The 18,935-nt window shown below is 46.6% G+C and carries 12 protein-coding genes, 1 tRNA gene and 1 riboswitch; of the genes, 5 read left to right on the forward strand and 8 right to left on the reverse strand.

Annotated elements, in window-relative coordinates; all coding sequences use genetic code 11:
* Positions 1–191: 191 nt before the first annotated feature.
* The 5 genes from QOL74_RS01620 to QOL74_RS01640 all read right to left on the reverse strand — a co-directional run bounded on the left by QOL74_RS01620 (position 192) and on the right by QOL74_RS01640 (position 8,946).
* On the reverse strand, positions 192–4,706 hold the full coding sequence (locus tag QOL74_RS01620) for a two-component regulator propeller domain-containing protein (RefSeq protein ID WP_283407678.1): 4,515 nt from the start codon (positions 4,704–4,706) through the stop codon (positions 192–194).
* Between the two features lie 83 nt (positions 4,707–4,789).
* A complete protein-coding gene (locus QOL74_RS01625; protein ID WP_283407679.1) occupies positions 4,790–5,986 on the reverse strand; it encodes an S-layer homology domain-containing protein in 1,197 nt (398 codons plus the stop codon).
* Between the two features lie 112 nt (positions 5,987–6,098).
* Positions 6,099–6,839: a phosphotransferase family protein gene (locus QOL74_RS01630; protein ID WP_283407680.1), complete on the reverse strand. Its 741-nt coding sequence runs from the start codon at positions 6,837–6,839 to the stop codon at positions 6,099–6,101.
* Between the two features lie 230 nt (positions 6,840–7,069).
* Positions 7,070–7,188: riboswitch (molybdenum cofactor riboswitch) on the reverse strand.
* Positions 7,189–7,460: 272 nt separating this feature from the next.
* The gene (locus QOL74_RS01635; protein WP_283407681.1) at positions 7,461–8,597 is read right to left on the reverse strand and encodes a substrate-binding domain-containing protein; all 1,137 of its coding nucleotides are present in this window, start codon (positions 8,595–8,597) and stop codon (positions 7,461–7,463) included.
* A gap of 273 nt (positions 8,598–8,870) precedes the next feature.
* Positions 8,871–8,946 (reverse strand) — tRNA-Val (locus tag QOL74_RS01640).
* A gap of 414 nt (positions 8,947–9,360) precedes the next feature.
* On the opposite strand from QOL74_RS01640, the gene QOL74_RS01645 reads away from it, so the two are divergent.
* The gene (locus QOL74_RS01645) at positions 9,361–11,358 is read left to right on the forward strand and encodes a methyl-accepting chemotaxis protein (protein WP_283407682.1); all 1,998 of its coding nucleotides are present in this window, start codon (positions 9,361–9,363) and stop codon (positions 11,356–11,358) included.
* Positions 11,359–11,414: 56 nt separating this feature from the next.
* On the opposite strand, the gene QOL74_RS01650 is transcribed toward QOL74_RS01645, so the two are convergent.
* The 3 genes from QOL74_RS01650 to QOL74_RS01660 all read right to left on the reverse strand — a co-directional run bounded on the left by QOL74_RS01650 (position 11,415) and on the right by QOL74_RS01660 (position 15,859).
* Positions 11,415–13,814: a putative bifunctional diguanylate cyclase/phosphodiesterase gene (locus QOL74_RS01650; RefSeq protein WP_283407683.1), complete on the reverse strand. Its 2,400-nt coding sequence runs from the start codon at positions 13,812–13,814 to the stop codon at positions 11,415–11,417.
* A gap of 380 nt (positions 13,815–14,194) precedes the next feature.
* A complete protein-coding gene (locus QOL74_RS01655) occupies positions 14,195–14,680 on the reverse strand; it encodes a response regulator (protein WP_283407684.1) in 486 nt (161 codons plus the stop codon).
* A gap of 189 nt (positions 14,681–14,869) precedes the next feature.
* Positions 14,870–15,859, reverse strand: a complete 990-nt coding sequence (locus tag QOL74_RS01660) for a YeiH family protein (RefSeq protein ID WP_283407685.1) — start codon at positions 15,857–15,859, stop codon at positions 14,870–14,872.
* 276 nt (positions 15,860–16,135) lie between these two features.
* On the opposite strand from QOL74_RS01660, the gene QOL74_RS01665 reads away from it, so the two are divergent.
* From QOL74_RS01665 to QOL74_RS01680, 4 genes are read left to right on the forward strand one after another with little or no spacing between them, the layout of a single operon-like run.
* Complete coding sequence (locus QOL74_RS01665) at positions 16,136–17,098, forward strand: RnfABCDGE type electron transport complex subunit D (protein ID WP_283407686.1); 963 nt, start codon at positions 16,136–16,138, stop codon at positions 17,096–17,098.
* Positions 17,095–17,712 carry an RnfABCDGE type electron transport complex subunit G gene (locus QOL74_RS01670; RefSeq protein WP_283407687.1) on the forward strand — a complete coding sequence of 206 codons (618 nt, stop codon included), beginning with the start codon at positions 17,095–17,097 and terminating at the stop codon, positions 17,710–17,712. Before QOL74_RS01665 ends, QOL74_RS01670 begins: the two co-directional genes overlap by 4 nt.
* Positions 17,705–18,334 carry an NADH:ubiquinone reductase (Na(+)-transporting) subunit D gene (locus QOL74_RS01675; protein ID WP_283407688.1) on the forward strand — a complete coding sequence of 210 codons (630 nt, stop codon included), beginning with the start codon at positions 17,705–17,707 and terminating at the stop codon, positions 18,332–18,334. The genes QOL74_RS01670 and QOL74_RS01675 overlap by 8 nt, the downstream gene beginning before the upstream one ends.
* Positions 18,334–18,924 carry an NADH:ubiquinone reductase (Na(+)-transporting) subunit E gene (locus tag QOL74_RS01680; RefSeq protein WP_283407689.1) on the forward strand — a complete coding sequence of 197 codons (591 nt, stop codon included), beginning with the start codon at positions 18,334–18,336 and terminating at the stop codon, positions 18,922–18,924. The genes QOL74_RS01675 and QOL74_RS01680 overlap by 1 nt, the downstream gene beginning before the upstream one ends.
* Positions 18,925–18,935 lie beyond the last annotated feature (11 nt).

The raw sequence follows: 18,935 nt of genomic DNA on the forward strand, positions 1-18,935 counted from the left end.
CTGTTACCTTTGGTTCCTCTTTCTCATCTGCCTTCAGGATTCAGCTTCAGGCAAATTTCAGTCCATCCACGCCAAACAGGAAGGAAGCAGCGAATCGCGCCACCTCCTTCAACTGTCATGGTCCATCAACTCAGCACCTATCGTTTACGGCGCATCCTTCACCATCATTCTCATTGATTCCTGATGCCGTTTCACTTGGAAAATCCGAACACGCCTTTAACAATCCCTCCGTTGGTGCCGACCCACAAATGGCCATCAGGTGATTCTGTCACCGTCCAAATACTGTCAAAAGAAGCCAAAGGAAGGATGTTTTCAGAATGATTCACCGTGATGGTGCCATTGAGACTTCGATGATACAAACCACTTTGAGTGGTTCCGATCCAAATTCCATTTCCACTTTTGTCAGGATATATGAGCCGTATGCTGTCTTCATCAGTCAGATGTGGCAGCAGTTCCCGGTCGCTGTGATAGATGGTTCGATTCCCTCGCGGGTCTATATAGTCGTTTTTTCCGAACCGGGAAATCCAAACGCCACCCTGAAGGTCAGGTGCAATTTCTCGAATCCAGCTGCCTGAGAACTCGCCCGAATCATTAGAGTACACTGTTATTTCACCGCTTCGATTTCTGTAAGCATAGCCACCCTGATACCCCGCTTCAGTCTCTTTTGGGTAGAAACCCATCCACAATCCGCCCTGATCATCAGGGGTCAGTACCGTCACTGAGCTGGCTGGCAATGATTCATCTGTCATCAGCTGCCAATCACCGCCTGCCGAACGATATAATGGTCCTGCTGCCGTTCCAAACCACATGCCGCCCCGGGAATCCTGTGCAATGGCCTGGGCAAAGTCAGTTCCTGTGGGTAAGGCATCGGCACTGGTGTATACCTGCCATTCTTCCCCTTTTTTCTCCACAATTCCCATTCCAGACTCAGGACTTCCACCAACAAACCATACACCGCCGCTGGCATCAACGGCAATATCATAGACAGTATCGTGGGGCAATGGGCTGTTCTGCTGATTGAAAAGGGTCCAGCCCCCAGCGGCATGACGGTAAGCTGCTCCACCGCCATTGGTTCCCACCCAGAGACCTCCCTGCTGATCAGTGGAGATGACCCTCACGCTGGCCCAGGGGAGCCCCTCTCCGGTATCATTTCGATGGCTTTCCCAAGTGTACCCTGGGGTACGTTCCATGGAAGGTAATCCCGCGGAAGCATTGCTCGTTGCCATGGGCAGCTCATCCGCCTGCAAATCTTTTTCCAACGGCTCTTCATACTCACCTGTGCCCACCACGATGCAGTCAACCCACTTGGTCCACATGGACTCATTTTCTTCCACATACAACCGCAGCGGTCCATATTCATTATTGTGCACATACCCTTCACTGTGAGCATGCGGTACCAGCGGGTATCCGTTAAGTGCGTATCCAAGAAGTACTTCTTTCCTTTCTCCCCGGCTGTTCACCATGCCATTCATCACATCATTGGTCACCTGCAGCTGATTGTAGCCAGGCCCTGCGTACACTCGAATCCCACTGGGAACGCTGACACCGTCAGTCAGTTCCACCACTTCTTTGATCAGATTCCAGAGCACCAGTCCTTCCACTTCAGCAGTGCCGGAAATCACATCACGTATGATATGCTCATCCAGAGCCTGAAGCTGTCTCAAACTAAAAGTGCGGGGTTCTTTCACCTGTGAACCGGTGATCCGAAGAACAGGAATGTCCAGATACTGTGTGTACATGCCCACGTTGTGTTTCCAGCTGTCACCCGCTGCTGCAGTCACTTTGATCTCAGTCACATTGCGGACCATTTTGCCACTGTTCTGGTCACCTTTTTCTGTCTGGCCGATCACCAGGCGCAATGGACCGCCACTATTATCAACTGTCGACACATAGCCTTCTGAAGTGTCATCCGGCACCAAAGGCGTTTCATTTTTGCCATAGGCCAAAAGAACCAACAGGTCATTGGCACCACTGGCTTCATTGATGTAGTCTCTTTTACCAATCTCTTCCAGCAAGAAAGTGCGGCTATAACCGTCGGCAGCCACCACTGTCACCTCATTGGCTCCCGCCGTCAAGCCCACTTCCTGTCGAAGATATTCGTAGAGATCAATTCCCCGATATGTTTCTCTGGTTTGATGATTGTTTCTGTCAACTATAGCGTAGTCTGCCATGGTGATATATTGCTGCATCAGCTCCAGTTCAGCCAGTGTGATGACAGTTGCCTGCCTGACACCAGTCCCGGTGAAAGAAATGGTTTCATCTGCATACTGGTCATATGGCATGGATAGATGCGCCCAGTGATCTTTCTCCACCTGCACCCTGATACTGATAATCTGGTCAAGATGATGCCCGGGTCTCCCTTGTTGCGATTGACCAAAAATCACCTTCAGTGGACCGCCTTGATTATGAATGGAGCCACCTTGATAACCATCACTTTCAGCGGTTTCAACCAGTGGATATCCATTTTTCCCAAAAGCAAGCAGCGGATGGAGGTTGTTGGAACCATTGACTTCATTAAAGTAGTCTTTTTTTAATATGTCTGCCAGCGTCACCGTCAGCGTTTCGCCGACCACATTCTCGAAGGTGACCGTCCCCATGGTTCCTGGCAGTCCGATTTTTTCGAACAACAGCTGACCAAGCCCAATCCCTTCATAAAGATCAGAAACCAGATCCTTCTGATCATCATCTTGAGTGACGTAATAAGCTTTCACCCGTGAAGCATCCCTTTCTCTGGGAGTGCCACCATATACCAACTCTTCTACTTTGGACAGATTCATTTTTTCTGATGATACCTTCACACCTTCCTCATCAACCACTTCCAGACTCAACGACCACTCATTCAGCTGTGTGTATGGAGCTGTCTGGTGGGTGGTATGATCCGCAGGATCCCCGATTATCACTCTTTTGGCAAGCTTCACCTGATGAGATCCATTGGTGTGGTCATAGCTTCGCTTGCCAAAAATAATGCGTAACGGTCCGTCAGCATTCCGAAGGCCTGAGTTGTGCCCTTCATCTGATGGATGCAGTACATAGGGGTATCCATCGAATCCATACGCCACCATGACTGGGTATCCACTCTTTAACGCCGGCACATTGCTTCCGTCGAACTCACCATCGCCCTGATCCAGGGCATCCTTTTCATAGTACCCCCATCGGTCATGGTGCTTCAAGTCACCCACAGTCACCGGCGGAATCTGGTAATAATCCGCCGCAATAAAGGTGACCGGTGTGGCTTCATCAATGTTTTCATCCATTCCGGAAGCCAGCAACAGGTCCCAAAGGGGTATTCCTTTATACGTATTGTAATACCAATAGTGTTCACTATTGGACAAACTGTATTCCTTTTCAAGGTGCAGGGCCGCCATTGATTCCAGCTCTGCCACTGTGTAGTTCACTTCTTTTCCAAGCCCACTGCCCGACAGGGCAAATATATTATTTGTCAGCTTTGGATCATTGTAAGGAGGCACTGCATGCTCAAAGCCTGGTCGGGTATTCTCCTCCACATAAAGATACGCCACATTGGTGAAAGCCACCGGCTTTTCTCCAGGCGCCGGATGATAAACAAGTTTAAAACATCCATTATCATTGGCTGCGACGGCCTGGTAACCGGCATCTGTCCGCTCATAAACCAGTGGTACTTCGTTAATGCCATAAGCCACCATCATTCCCCGCTGTTGGTCTCTAATTTCATCAAGGGTGAAAGAAGCAATGATTCTCCGGTTCACATCCCTAAAAACCACTTTACCAAGATTCTCTCGCAACGTTACAAAATGATCCAACAGATGCGCCACCCGAACGCCTTCATATTGATTAGAACGAAGAACACCATTCATCATTTCCTGATATGTATCCCGATGGATGCCGGCGATTTCTTCTTCAATTTGTCGCAGAGACAAAGCCCGGTAAGACTCCACTCCTGGGCCTTCAATGGTCATGGTGGCTCCTGTAATTGAATCAATATGATAAGGAGCACCTTCATAGGAAGTGTGCCGGTAAGGACTGTTTCCAAATGCGTCTGCCGATGCAGCCGGCATCGAACCTGTTGAGGCAGCCGACCGTTCCTCACCCACAACAATGCGCCTCAGGTCGCGGATGAAATTCATCTGATTAATGTCACTGACTTTTCCGGATTCCTGACCCAGATACAAACGCGGCCCTTCAGGGTCAAGGTCTGCTATTGACAATTTCATTTCAGACCAGGCCACAGGTGCTTTCAGTTCATTCCCCGGAACATCCAACAGTTCTGTTCGAAAACTGCCAATCACGGGGGCCACTTTCACTGCATTACCTGGCATCATGTCTGGATGAGTCGACAATGCCATTAACTCATCAACCGTCCAGGTCCGCTTAAATCCATCAGCAGCAATGAACGTAATCTTTTGTGCCCCACCACCTTTTAACCCAGCTTCCTCCAGCAGTGAAAACAAGTCAAACCCTTTGACCTGCCAAATTTTATGGAAATTGAAATTGTTGTTGGAAGAAAAAATGCGTTCCACCATCTGAGGATGATTGACGTTTTGCCAGTCAGACTGGGTTAGCGTCACCTCACGCTCCACCCCTGTTCCGGTGATGACAAGAGATCCAGACGCTGCGTTGGCTCGAAGAACTTCCACAGGAAAACCCGTCAACAGCGAGGTCAGGACCAGTGCCATGGTCAAGATCAAGGCAATAAGTTGTTTGGAAAGATTTCTTTTCATGGAATTCATGATGGCACCTCACTTTTATTGTCTAACACCCGGCAATCTTATAGGATCGCCGGGTGTAGTTTCGAATAACTCGCAATGGTTGATTAATAGAGGGTTTTAAAAATCACTGTAGCTGCTTCTGCCCTATTGACTGTTCTGGCAGGCTCAAAATCCTCTCCAATAAAATCCTGAAAAACTCCCTGAGCTTCCAACCAGGCCACTTGATGAGCTGCCCAGGCTGGCACCGCCTCTTTATCCGCGTAATCAGATTTTTCCATGACAAATTTAGCCATACGCTGCTGTTCCACCACACCGTTTTCAACTGCTGCTTTACCGGTAACAACGGCCAGCTCCTGGCGGCTGATCACCTGGTCTGGTTTGAAGGTGCCATCTGGATACCCGCTGAAAATCCCCGCATCGACAGCTGCCTGTACATGGGAAGCAAACCAGTCACTTTCTTTCACATCTGAAAAGCCGCCCCGGTAGGTTGTGGGTTCATGCCCCAGCGCTTTCACCATGATAGTGGCAATTTGTGCCCGTGTCAGGCTTTCGGCAGGTGCAAAGCGTCCATCTCCCATACCTGAGATAACTCCCTGGTTCACCAGTCCTTCAATGGCCGTTGTGGCATAGGCAAATGTTGGGGTAATGTCTGTGAAACTGATGGCAGGACTCTCATCGCCGCTCTCTTCAAGTTCCATTTCAGGCGTTTCATCTTCTGTCTCTTCTGCAGCCTCAGTTTCTGCAGCTTCTTCATTCTCTGAAACAGCCAACGCACCGTCAACTTCAATTCGCTCAATCATCTTGAAAACTGTTCCAAATTCCCCTGTTTCTTTTACTTTACGATAAACAATGATTTCTTGAGTTTCTGGATTGTCATCTTCATCAATCATTACACCATCCACCTCATAGGCCAGCACATACTGAAGTGCTGCATCTAATACATCTTCAAGGGGCTGTGGCTCAATGGGATATCCGTCTGAAGCTGTGAAAGAGACCGTTCCCGTCACAGCAGTCACACCAGCGGCCTCGGTGAGTACGTATGCCAGGCTGACACCTTTCACCGCAGCTGTTTTTTCACCGGCCCGGCTGTTATACACATAGGCTTCGTTAATCTGGGCTTCAGCAGGCATGGCTTTTAAATCATCAATGGAAAGCTGAAGCACCTCTGCTACTCCTGAACCGCTGATTTCAACCGCATAATCCTGTTTGTCCAGCGCAAATGTTGTTAAGGGTGAAAAAAGCAGCAACAATACCAGTAACCATGTCATCCATCTGCATTTACCATTCATCATATCCGTCATCACAATTGCTCCTTTCAAATGGCTGCCCACGGCAGTTAAGTCTATTTTTATTAATATTCAAACTATTTGTAGGATATTTTTTACTCTGAGATTTCGAATACACATTCACCTGTTATCCAAGAAAAAGTTGTTCCTGCTGGTGATGCCTCCGGTGAATTAATTTGCTGATTTTTTCTTCAAGGTATTGACCGAGTATGCGTTCATCCAGCCTCAGCAACTGGATAGCTGCTTCTCTTAGCTCTTGGGTCAACTGACGTTTCCAGAGACTCCAGGCTGGATTATAGTGGAGGATATACGCCATTAAAGTAGCCAGATCAGCTTCTTTTCGACCTGCTGTGCAGCTCTTAAAATCCACCCCCGTCAATCGTTTTCCTGCAATAAAATGACGCAAATGCACTTCCCCTAAAATAACAGGCTCCCCATATACCGCGTCCAGTGCCGCATACGCTTTCTCCATCCATGGAAGCAGTTCAAAAATCAGTTGCTTTCTCACCTGATATCGATTGAATTGTTGGTGTTTGGAATCATGCTCAGCCGTCTCAATAAGCTCCAGCAACGTGGGGCCGATGATATGTTCCATCACCAGCAAGTTACTTCCTGCGCGATATAGATTGGGGACGGAAACACCTTGCCAATATAGGAACTCCAAAGTTTTTACTTCCTGAGGAAGAAGATGTAATGTCGACAGGGAATAGTATTTCACGACAATATGCTTCTTTTCCTGATTATGGTTCTCTTCACACGCCAAGCGATAAACATCATTTCTTTTGCTCAGATACTTTTCCACCACCCGATATTGAGTAATTCCAGTCACTGCAACAAACTCCTCATGCGGAAAACTTCGTTCGCCCATGGCACACCTCACAATCAACATCATCGCAAACTTCACTTGATTGATCATGGTATCTCTCAGTGCTTCCAGAATCTGCCTGTGATCATTTTTCAACTTCCTTCTATGAAACATTCTTTATAAAGCATCAGCGTTTAGATTTCTCTAGTAGATACCTCCTTCCGATGGATCCACACTTGACATATCTTAACCTGAGCAATAAAAAAGCACCCAAAGGAAGGCGCCTATATCCATTGCATTTGCAACAGCTCTCCTTTTCTGAAGGGGAGGCAACACCGTTTCCGGTGGTACCCAGTGGTCTGATCTCATCGGCAACGCCCTTAGAAATTCAGACTCGGAGGCAAACGATGACTATCATCGTTTCATCTATATGTATTTAAATGCATATCGAAATTTGAAAAAACCCTGCAGCCTCAGTATAGTTCACTGTGAAACGACTGTCAACCCAATCTATATCCATCTATCAAATTGCCTCGCATCCATCTTTTGGATGAATGCGAGGCAATCAGAATGAGAAATTGACGATTCCTTGTTTCAGTAAACAAATGATTTCGATATGCATTCAATAATATATCCGCCTCGATCCATTATGTCTGGCAATGAAACCCAAGTTTTAATCAGGTATTAAAAAAATGATTTTGGGCTATTATCATTTCCAAATCCCGCAATAAGCGCCCGTCCAGCACCTTTGGTTAACCATTCGGCAAAGCGGCGGGCATCCTGCACATTCACATGGGCAAATCGTTCAGGATTGACGATAATCAGAAAATAATGATTCATCAACAGAACGTCATCTGATGTTTCGCCCGAAAATACCGTCATAGAGTCCTGACATGGCATCTGCCAGTAGGTGGCAGCGTCAGTGAGGGTATACGCTTCTTTTTCCACGGCCAGCTGCAATGCCCCCACATTTCCCATCACTGTCGGAGTCTTCATGTGCCAGGGTTCCGCTGGCTGAATACCTGCCAACTTCCAGACTTTCATTTCACGAAGGTGCGTTCCTGATCGGTCTCCCCTGCTCACAAAAGGCTTTTGAGTCAGTGCGATTTGCTGGAAAAGGCCTGTGACACCTGCTTCACTTCGGATGTTACACAACCTGGCAGGATCTGACTTCGGTCCTACCAAAAGAAATGAATTGCTCATGAGATAATGACGCTCAATTCCCCATCCTTCTTCCATGAACAGTTGCTCTTGCTCCGGTGCATGTACCAACACCAGATCCACACGCCCCTGCCGGGCAATGTCAAGGGCCCTGCCGCTGCCGGCTGCAATATGACGCACCAGCGTGCCAGTCTCCCGATAATATGCTTGTTCCAACGCGTCCACCAGACCTGCTTCAACAGGACCGATGGTAGAGGCCATCAGCAGTATATGATCACCAATTCTTAGTGGCCGTTCATCATGAGAATCAACATACTTGTCTTCGATAGAAGTCAACAATCCATTTAGCTGGTCATCAATTTCCTGCTTCAAGTGATCATATTGATAAAGCAGACGCTTTCCTTTTTCTGTAATGGTGGTACCGCCTCCCTCTGCACCTCCCACCTGTTTGATCACCAGTTCTGCTCCCAGTGCTTTTTCAGCATCCTGAATAAGCCCCCAGGCATACCGGTAGGAGACTGATAAATTGGCTGCTGCGCCACTGATGGAGCCCGTCACCTGAATCTGGTTCATCAGGGCAAACAACTTGTCAACGGAAAAACTGCGCTTACCGTCAATGGCTCTTAATATCTGGAAAGCTTCTGGCCGATGATCTTTCATGATAATAGACTCCTTTTGGCGAGAGTGTAACTCTAATAATACGTGCAGGGTCATCCATGACTATTTTTAAGGGTTTCTGCTATATGAAATTATAACATATGAGTACCAGGAAGATGTCTCTGATTTCATCGCACGCTCCCATGCAATCCATTCAATGCAAGACCGTCCCCGATATGCTTGTTTTTTAGGGCGCTAAATAACTGATGGAGAAGCTGATGGACAAAAACGCACAAAAGCCCACTTCTCAGCATCCCAAGAAGTGGGCTTTTGCAGTGGTGGGGAATAAGGGACTCGAACCCATGGCTTCCTCCACGTCAAGGAGATACTCTACCAGCTGAGTTAATTCCCCACGGCCTATGTTATTGTAACATATGAAGAAGATGGTGTAAAGACTCTTCAGCCAAATATGTGCTGACTCGCCAGACTGCTTCTGCTTGCTTTGTTTTTTGAAATTATTCCACTGCAAAATCATGATCTTTCCAAGGTTGGACAATTTGCACAAAGTATGGCGTTGAAACCAGATCATTTCCGGCACATGTTCATGAATATTCGACAAAAGATAGAATTGCGTCTTGCATTTCTTGCTTTACCCTGCAAAAGGACATATAATGACATGTATAACAGTCATCATTTGGCACGCTGTTTGGTTACCGCACTTTTTTTATTTTCCTGCACAGATTAACGGAGAATCGTGCTGTTTCATGTTAGATATTTAACAATTTATGGAAAGCGCATCATAACAAAATGTATAGGGGGAGTAACTATGAGTTTGGCAAGAAAAATTGCACTAATTGTTGGATGTTTGATTTTAGCTTTTGTTTTATGTTTGGGAATGGTTTCACTCTATCTGAGCACCAACACCGTTATGGAACAGTTTGAACAGGCACTTCTGTCAGAAGTCACTTCAGAATCGCAGGTGATCGCATCTGAATTACGCAGTGACTTGGCAGTCTTGCAGGAAATTGCCAACCGGGCCAGGACCCGCACCATGAACTGGGAAGAACAACAGTCTTCCTTACGACCCGATGTGGAACGTCTGGGATTTTTGGATATGGCTGTAGTCACCCCAAATGGTGTTGCTTCGTATGTGCTGGGAGATAACACTGCTGAACTGGGTGATCGAACATATGTGAAGCGCGCTTTTGAAGGCGAACAGAATATTTCTGATGTTATCATCAGTCGAGTAACTGATTCGGCCGTGCTCATGTTGGCCGTCCCCATTGAAGTCAATGGTCGGGTAGCTGGCGTGCTGATTGGAAGAAAGGACGGGAATGCTCTCAGCGAGCTGACAAATCAGATGGGTTACGGAAATGAAGGATATGCCTACGTGGTCAATCGACAGGGTGTTGTCATGTCCCATCCCAACCGTGATTTTGTGATGGATCAGTTTTCGCCCAACGAGGCTGTCAAAGAGAATCCCATTTATCAGCCATTGGCTGATTTCAGTGATTTCATACTTGCAGAAGAATCCGGCATTGGAAGTTATCGCTTTAATCAGGTGGACTCTTCGGCTGCTTTCACACCCATTCCCGGCACCGACTGGATTCTTGTCAATACCGCCAATCAGTTAGAGGCACTTGCCGGCCTCAATGCGCTGCGGTATACCATTTTTATTGCCACACTTCTATTTGCATTCATCGGCTTTGTAATCGCTTTTATTACAGGTCGGTCTATTGCCCAACCGGTGATTCGACTTGCTGCGGTGCTGGATCGGTTTGCCGGCTATGATTTAAGCATTCATACTGATGATAACCTGGAAAAATATGCCAAACGAAAAGATGAAATCGGAACCATTTCACGCTCATTGGAAGCCATGCAGCAAAACTTGCTGTCGCTGATAAAAAGCATTACAGAAAGTGCCCAGAGTGTCGCCGCTTCTTCAGAAGAACTGACCGCCACCAGCCAGCAGACCACAACTGCTTCTCACGAGGTCGCACGCACCATCGAAGAAATTGCCAATGGAGCAGCTGAGCAGGCCAGCGATACCGAAAAAGGCGCAGTACGCGTCAATGAACTGGCAATTATTATTGAAGAAGATCTAAAGCACATTGCCTCCCTCAATCAATCTGCTGGTACCATGCAGCAATTGAAGAACGAGGGGATGCAGGCACTTAAAGAAGTGGTCAGCCAAACCGACGAAACCAGTCGCTCCGCCGATAACGTGAGCCAGGTCATCCAACGCACTCACGAGCAGGCCAATCAAATACAGTCAGCCAGTTCCATGATTAAAAGTATCGCTGAGCAAACGAATTTATTGGCTCTAAATGCAGCCATTGAATCTGCCAGGGCCGGCGAAGCCGGAAGAGGTTTCGCGGTTGTGGCAGATGAAATTCGCAAACTGGCAGAACAGTCAAATCAGTTTGCCGGCGAAATTGACACAGTGATTAGTGAACTCACCGGTCAGACAGAACATGCCGTCACCACCATGAAACGCGTTGGGGAAATCATCGAAAAACAAGCTCTCCGCATGAACGATACCAATGACCGTTTTGATGGTATTGATCAGTCCATTCAGGAAGTACAAACGGCCATAGCCGATTTAAACCGTTCAGGAGAACAGATGGCTCGAAAAAAAGATGAAATTATAGGTGTGATTGAAAATCTCTCGGCAATCGCTGAAGAAAACGCTGCAGGCACCGAGGAAGCTTCTGCCTCTGTGGAGGAACAAACAGCCGCCATGGCTGAGATTGCAGAATCAAGTGACACCCTTTCACAGTTGGCTGAAGAAATGCAGGAACAAATCGCTCGCTTTAAGTTTTAACAGTTGAAAAGTCACCGGGGTGTTGCCTCCAGGTGACTTTTTTTATACCGCTTGAATCATAATTTGTTTGTTCTTTTTAGCTGGCCATGCCTTCCGACGAGCTGTATGAACTTATCTGCGGTCATCGCCGAATTAAAGTAAAAGCCTTGCCCCAGCTGACAATTTTCCTGACGCAACATTGCCAGCTGTTCTTCTGTTTCAATTCCCTCTGCCACAAGCTCAAGATGCAGCGATCTTCCCATGGCAATGATGGAAGATACAACTGAACGCGCCTGAGAGCTGTCCTCCATGTTCATGATAAAGGAGCGATCGATCTTCAGCGTGTCCACTGGTAATCGCACCAGATAACTGAGTGATGAATAACCTGTGCCAAAATCATCAATGGCTATTTGAAAGCCCATATGGCGCAGCTCTTTTAGTTTTTCAACACTTTCTTCCACCTGATGAATCACTGTGCTTTCTGTTAACTCAAGCTCAATTTTAGAAGGCATTTCATGATTCTCTTCTGCCAATTGGCGGACCATGCCGATAAATTTCGGGGATTCAAACTGACGCGCCGAAAGGTTGACCGATATCTTCATTTTCTCCAAACCTTTTGACTTCCATTCAGTTGTTTGGCGAAAAGCTTCTGTCAACACCCAGTGGCCAATGGTATCAATGAGCCCCGTTCGTTCAGCGACAGGAATAAATATCTCAGGTGATATGTAGCCTTGCTGAGGATGGTGCCAGCGCAGCAAAGCTTCTGCACCACGAATTTTTCCGGTTTCGAGATGATAAATGGGCTGGTATACCAATTGCAGTTGATTTTGCTCCAACGCAAGGGCCAAATCCTCTTCCATTCTCCGAATGACCAGTTCGCGGTGACGAATATCTTCATCAAAGAAAATGACTTGCTTCAATGGCTGTTGCCGCACTAAGTTCTTGGCAAAGCCAGCGTTCTTCAGCAGCTCTTCAAGGTTTTTTCCATGTTCAGGATAAAGGGCCACACCAGCCCGAAATACCAGGGTGATCCGTTCTTCCCCAGCCATGTATGGTTCATCCAGCTGCAGAATCGTCTCGGCGAGCTTTTTCGACATTTCCTGCTCCGATTCATAATCAGAACACAGTACCAGCAAATCATTACTGGCCCCCCGGTACACCGTCATCTGTTCTGTCAAAAGATTTTTTAGTCGCTGCGCCGCGGCCTTAAATACCTGGTTTCCCTGCTGATATCCAAACTGCTCATTCACCCGATGAAGATTCCCTGCTTCTATCACCCAAAGTGCTGCTTTTGAAGAGTGCCGATCTAGCGTGTCATTCATTGCAAGTTGATCAGCATCAGGCATCTTTAGAAGTTCTTCAAAGACATCTTCCATGACCCGACTGTTGGGCAGCCCCGTGACCGAGTCATAATATGTCAGCTGGTTGATGCGTTTCATCATATGGTTGAAACTGTTGCCGGCACGACTGATTTCATCTTTTCCTAAAGGTTGCGCCCTCACCGTCAGATCGCCGGATGCTGCGCGCGTGAACAGACTCTCAAGCTGAATCACTGGCTCTGTGAAACGTTCAGCCAACCACAAAGTTCCCAGAAAACTGATGAGAAGAATCGCAATCAACGGTGGATAGAGCCGATTTCGATACACTTTCAGTATGGAAAAAACGGCGTCATCTGCCAGTCCGCTGAAGAGTACCCAGTCAGTCCCGGGAATGGCACTGTACCCCATGTATACCTCTGAGTGCGAAGCTTTGTAAGTTCCGACTCCACTGCCATTTTCCAGTGCATCTTCTGCAAATGCCACAAAAGAGGTAAGGGATGGAAAATCAGTTGCAATTTGCTGCAAATTTATTTTTTTAAACGCCACTTGGGGATCGTAAGGGTATGCCTGAAACACGCTCTTTCGATTGATGATATAGGCGACGCCCCTGTCACCATAAATAATTGCCTGGGTCATATCATTCAGGAGTTGACCATCCAGTTGTCCCATCAGGGCAGCCGGGGATCCATCAGCAGAATCAATGGGAACCGCTATGAGCAGTACCGGCTGACCTGTACTGGGGCTATAAGTTAAATCAGATAAGGATGGTTCTCCCGCCAGTGCCCGTTGAACATAAGGCCGATGAGCAGCCGAAAGTCTTGTGCCGTCAGTATAGTGAGCCAGTCCATCTGCCTCCACCACTGCCAGTGACTGAAACTGAGTCGCTGCCAACTTGGGTGCCAGCACAGCCATTTGTCGCTCCAGCTTCATGCTTTGAACCTCTTCGAGACTTGCCAGCAGTGTCAGGGTGTGAAAGTAGTGTGTCATCTCTAAAGAGATTCTTTCAGCTCCCTCTTCCGCTAAATGTTGAACCACTGCCTTGGATTCCCTGATCACCGTATCATTGCCCACTCTTCCCAATACCAGCACAGCTGTTGCAGATATGAGGATCAACAAACACAACATCAGCAGCAGCATTTTAAACTTAATGCTATGCATCCATGCACTTCCTTGTTTTTCAATTTAGTCTTTCAAATATCATCTCGGTGTTATTATTCAAATCCCGGCCAGTGATGAATGTCATCAACCGTTTTAATCAATCACTTATCGCGACTTTTGTTTTCAATTAAACATCAGAACTATATTGTATCGAATGATGGCGGTTATGGCAATTGTTTTCGACACTTCAGAGAATCTTGTTAATCGCGAATCATGTGAAATCAACAAAAAGCAGATGAACTTCGAACCCTGGTAATTATCAGGACAGCTCGATTTCCATCTGCTTTTATCTTGTCGCTCATTTCAATCTGATTAATGCAGCATTGAAACAAGTCCACACATTTGTCATTCTTGCTCTTTGTGACGCTGAGCATCATCTTTCAATCGCCAGACATCTTGTCCATTGTTATTTTTGCCATTTTTTCCATTATCAGATTTATTCTTTCAAGTGAAATGGGTTTAGGCATAAACTCATTCATGCCTGCTTCAAAACACTTCTGTTTGTCATCATTGGTTGCATTGGCCGTCAATGCGACAATATAAGGCTGTCGCTCAGAGTTAATACCACGTATCATCTTTGTCGCTTCATAACCATCCCGTAATGGCATGGTGATATCCATAAATATAAGATCATATCTGTTTCTATGGCAAGCTTCAACGGCTTCCTGTCCATCATTGGCAAAGTCACAATCAATATGCATTTTTTCAAAAATCCGTTTCATTAACATCTGGTTCAGAAGATGATCTTCTGCCACCAGGATTCGAACTTCTTGGCCATCACCTAAAGGTATATGCAATGTGTTTTCAACCAGTTCATTAGGTCTTGTAAGACTCTGTGTTTGCTGTAGTTGGTGGCAGATGACCATTTGTCGTCACTCCAATTCACGTCGTATTCAAAACTGACAGGCAACTACCCCGCTGAGCTGAAGGCAGTTGCTTCTTTAGCACACATTACGTATGCCATCCAGTTTTTCGGTACCTATTTCCCATCGTGAAGTAGAAGTTTTTCCGCCGCCTTATAAAGATACTCATCCTGATATGCAACAAAACTCCTGTTACTGCATTTGTAACATCCGCTGCATCAGTAGTGACATCGTCGTCACAGCCCCCCAGCAAAAAAGACCCAGCATTAATGGTTTTTTGCCACTACGGTATATCTCGGTGACATTTATACCCAGTCCGATGGCCGCCATCGCCATGATAATCAAAAACTTCCCCAGATTGATCAGTTGAACCTGCAGAAGAGATGGCACTATTCCAACAGTCACCATGAGAGCTGCTGTCAAAAACCCCATGATGAACCAGGGAAATATCTTACTGAACTTCGCCCGATCACCAGCTTCTTTCTGTTTCGATTGTCGAATTCCAAGCACCAGCGTCACTGGCAAAATAGCCAGTGTGCGCACCAGTTTAACCACCGTGGCAGATTTGAGTGCATTTTCGCTCCAAATCTGCCCTGCCGCTACAACAGAAGAAGTATCATTGATGGCTGTTCCCGCCCACAACCCAAAAGATGCATCTGTCATCTGCATTAACCTTCCCAAAGGGGGAAAGATCAGAACAGCTGCAATATTGTAAAGAAAGATAGTGGATACAGCCGATGCCATTTCTTCATCACTTGCTCCAATGACAGGAGCCGTGGCTGCAATGGCTGATCCACCACAAATGGCGGTGCCAACGCCAATGAGCACGCTTTCATTTGAACCGGTATGAAATAGATGATACCCTATAAAGGCTGTGATCAACGCTGTGCAGATGGTGGTGAAAATGAGTAAAATGGAAGCCTGCCCCACCTGGAAAATACTCGTCAGATTAAGCTGAAATCCCAGTAAAATGACCGCGCTCTGCAATATTCGTTTTGAGACAAAGGAAAATCCCGGAGCGTAATGTTGCTTATTGGTCACTACAATCGACATCAACACCCCGCCTAAAATCGCAAAAACAGGCCCTCCGACGAGACTAAACTGTTTCCCCAAAATCCACGCAGGGAATGCCACTGCCAAAGAAAGCCATATGCCCGGATAATATCTGCGTCCATTAGTCATAACCAATTCACATTCCTTTGCTTTTGCTTGCTATTTCTATCTAATGCCCATATATTTTACAACCATCCTAACAAGAAGTCAATTCTATGACATTTTGAAAATAATCTCTTTGGAATGGTTCTTCTGGAATTCTAATTCAAATTTCATATTCAGATTTTCTAATCTTTGTTTGCTGACTCGGCTTCCGGGTAATTATTGAAAAGGTTTGCCAATTGAAACTGTTTTCAGTTTCGCGGAAGAACTATTTCTCATTTACATTCATTGGAGGTCATGCATATGGTTGTACAAAACAAGTCATCCGGTTTTTTTCAACGCCAGCCGATTATGCGGAAAGTACTCATTAGTCTGATTCCAGTGGGATTGGGGGCTGTTTATCTTTTTGGCTTGCGCCTGCTGGCACTATTGGCAGTGGTCACCGCAGCAGGAATCGCTACTGAGTACATATTTGCCAAAAAAAGAAATGCAAAGGTAACAGAGGCAGTATTAGTGACTTCTGTTCTCTTCACACTTTCGTTGCCGGTGGCGACTCCCTTTTGGGTAGCCGTTGTGGGCATTGTTTTTGGTGTTCTTTTTGCAAAGGAAGTTTTCGGCGGTTTTGGCAGAAACGTGTTTAATCCTGCCATTGTCGGCCGAACTTTCATCTTCATTTCTTTCCCCGAGTTTCTGACTGCCTCATGGAGCCAGGTGTTCACGGGTTTTCCCGGAGGCTTTGTGCGGTATATGGCATCTCCGCTGGATACCCTGACTCAAGCCACACCGCTGGCCTTGGCCCGTGCCGGTGAAACACTTCCCTTCTCTCAAGTGATTTGGGGATACACCTCTGGATCGATGGGTGAAACCAGCGTCGTGCTTCTATTGCTGGGAGGCACTTTTTTAGTATTGAAGAAAGCCGCTGACTGGAAACTGATGGCAGCTCCCATGATTGGCTTTATGGGTTTTACCTCTATCTTAAAACTGGCAGGCGTTGCCGGCATCCCTCATCCATTATATGGCATGTTCACAGGCGCTTTCTTTTTTCTGTGCATCTACTTCGTCACCGAACCCACCACCGCTCCCAAAACAGTTCCCGCTAAGTGGGTTTATGGCATTCTTATCGGTATGATCACCGTCCTGATTCGTTATTTTGGTATTTTCGTCGAAGGTGCTTCCTTTGCCATCCTTATTATGAACACCTTTGTTCCTATTATGGATGAAGGGGTTAAATACCTGAAAAAACAAAGAAAGCAGGTGACCTCATGAAGAAGTTTACGGTAAAACCGATTCTATTCATGGTAGTGCTCACCCTGATCTATACCACTATTCTGGCCAGTATCAACGCCATCACCGTAGACAGAATCCGGTTAAACGAGCGATTGTCGGAACAAACTTCATTTTTGTATGTATTGGATTTACTTCCCGATACCCAGGAAGCATCCGCCATCAATTCGCTCTATGAACAGCATGTACGTGAGATTGATGTCAATGGCGAAATCATTTTCGAGGGACTAAATGATGAAGGGGAAGTTTTTGCCTATATCGTTCCCATTGTCGGAGGCGCTGTTTGGGGTGAGCTGCAGGGCATTGTTGCCTTGAGTCCTGATTTTGAAACAGTGCTGGGCATTGATTTTCTTTCCCATTCCGAAACACCCGGTTTGGGAGGCCGCATCGACGAACTTTCTTTTAAGGAGCAGTTTCGGGATATTGAGATTGATCCTGAAGCGGGCAGCGACTTCTTGGTTTACCGCCCCAACCCTGATGGACAGGTGGATGCCATTTCTGGTGCCACTGGTACTTCAAACGCAGTGAGGCGTATTTTCAACGATAATATGGCTGTCTTTATGTCAGAAACCCGGGAGGCACTTGCCAATGATTAAAAAAATCAAGAACATTTTCACCTTGGGACTTCTGAAAGATAATCCGGTTTTCCGTCAGATTCTGGGGATCTGTTCCGCGTTGGCAGTGACCAATCTGCTGATGAACTCTCTGGTTATGGGAATTGGCTTAATTTTCGTCACCTCCCTCTCAAGCCTAACTGTGTCCATTTTACGAAAGTACACACCCAAACATATCCGCATGATGGTTCAAACTCTGATTATTTCAGCGTATGTGATCATCGTTGACATTGTTCTGAAAGCCTATTTCCCGGCAATGAGCGAAGCCCTGGGACCTTATGTGGGCCTGATTATCACCAACTGTATTATTATGGGACGTTGTGAAGTTTATGCTCAGAACAATCCACCCCTGGACAGCTTTATCGACGGCATTGCCTCTGGTGCCGGTTACAGCCTGGTGCTGTTGACCATCGCTTTTTTCAGAGAATTACTTGGCTTTGGTTCCCTTTTTGGCATCAATGTGCTGGGGGAAAACTGGGTCAACTGGGTATTTATGATTATGCCCCCAGGTGCTTTTTTTATGCTGGGTATTCTCATATGGGTGGCCAACACCTATATTCCAACCAAGGACGGTAAAGCGCCGGCGGCAGGAGGTGGGCAATAATGGGTAATATCAATCCATTTGTTATTTTCATGGCTTCCATTTTTACCAATAACATGATCCTGGCCAATTTTTTAGGTATGTGTTCTTTCATTGCGGTTTCCAGAGAAATTAAAACAGCCTGGGGACTGGGGCAGGCCGTTACGTTTGTTCTGACCGGCACCTCCATTATTAATTATCTGATCTACCACTATATTCTGGTGCCTTTTGGTCTGGAGTACCTGCGATTTATTGTGTTCATCATTCTCATTGCCGCCTTTGTGCAGCTGGTGGAAATGATTGTGGAACGGTATGTGCCGACGCTGTACTATTCGCTTGGAATTTTTCTACCGCTGATTACAGTCAATTGTGCTATTTTGGGAGTATCACTGTTTATGATTATCCGCGAATATACCTTGATACAGTCAGCCGCTTTCGGTATTGGCTCTGGCCTTGGATGGACACTTGCCATTGTGGCCCTGGCGGGAATTCGGCAGAAAATCAAAAATGCGCCCATTCCAAAAGGATTGGAGGGTGCCGGCATTACGCTGATCATCACCGGCCTGATGGCACTGGCTTTCATTGGATTCTCAGGCATCGTCAACGTACAATAAAGGAGGGATTC

It is taken from the genome of Anoxynatronum buryatiense (genome assembly GCF_900182905.1).
Lineage (GTDB): Bacteria > Bacillota > Clostridia > Peptostreptococcales > Tindalliaceae > Anoxynatronum > Anoxynatronum buryatiense.

Excerpts from the sequence above, each read along its gene's own strand:
- QOL74_RS01630 (WP_283407680.1), bottom strand. The coding sequence starts at position 6,839 with ATGGGCGAACGAAGTTTTCCGCATGAGGAGTTTGTTGCAGTGACTGGA.
- QOL74_RS01620 (WP_283407678.1), bottom strand. The coding sequence starts at position 4,706 with ATGAATTCCATGAAAAGAAATCTTTCCAAACAACTTATTGCCTTGATC.
- QOL74_RS01665 (WP_283407686.1), top strand. The coding sequence starts at position 16,136 with ATGGTTGTACAAAACAAGTCATCCGGTTTTTTTCAACGCCAGCCGATT.
- QOL74_RS01660 (WP_283407685.1), bottom strand. The coding sequence starts at position 15,859 with ATGACTAATGGACGCAGATATTATCCGGGCATATGGCTTTCTTTGGCA.
- QOL74_RS01635 (WP_283407681.1), bottom strand. The coding sequence starts at position 8,597 with ATGAAAGATCATCGGCCAGAAGCTTTCCAGATATTAAGAGCCATTGAC.
- QOL74_RS01650 (WP_283407683.1), bottom strand. The coding sequence starts at position 13,814 with ATGCATAGCATTAAGTTTAAAATGCTGCTGCTGATGTTGTGTTTGTTG.
- QOL74_RS01645 (WP_283407682.1), top strand. The coding sequence starts at position 9,361 with ATGAGTTTGGCAAGAAAAATTGCACTAATTGTTGGATGTTTGATTTTA.
- QOL74_RS01625 (WP_283407679.1), bottom strand. The coding sequence starts at position 5,986 with ATGACGGATATGATGAATGGTAAATGCAGATGGATGACATGGTTACTG.
- QOL74_RS01675 (WP_283407688.1), top strand. The coding sequence starts at position 17,705 with ATGATTAAAAAAATCAAGAACATTTTCACCTTGGGACTTCTGAAAGAT.
- QOL74_RS01670 (WP_283407687.1), top strand. The coding sequence starts at position 17,095 with ATGAAGAAGTTTACGGTAAAACCGATTCTATTCATGGTAGTGCTCACC.
- QOL74_RS01680 (WP_283407689.1), top strand. The coding sequence starts at position 18,334 with ATGGGTAATATCAATCCATTTGTTATTTTCATGGCTTCCATTTTTACC.
- QOL74_RS01655 (WP_283407684.1), bottom strand. The coding sequence starts at position 14,680 with ATGGTCATCTGCCACCAACTACAGCAAACACAGAGTCTTACAAGACCT.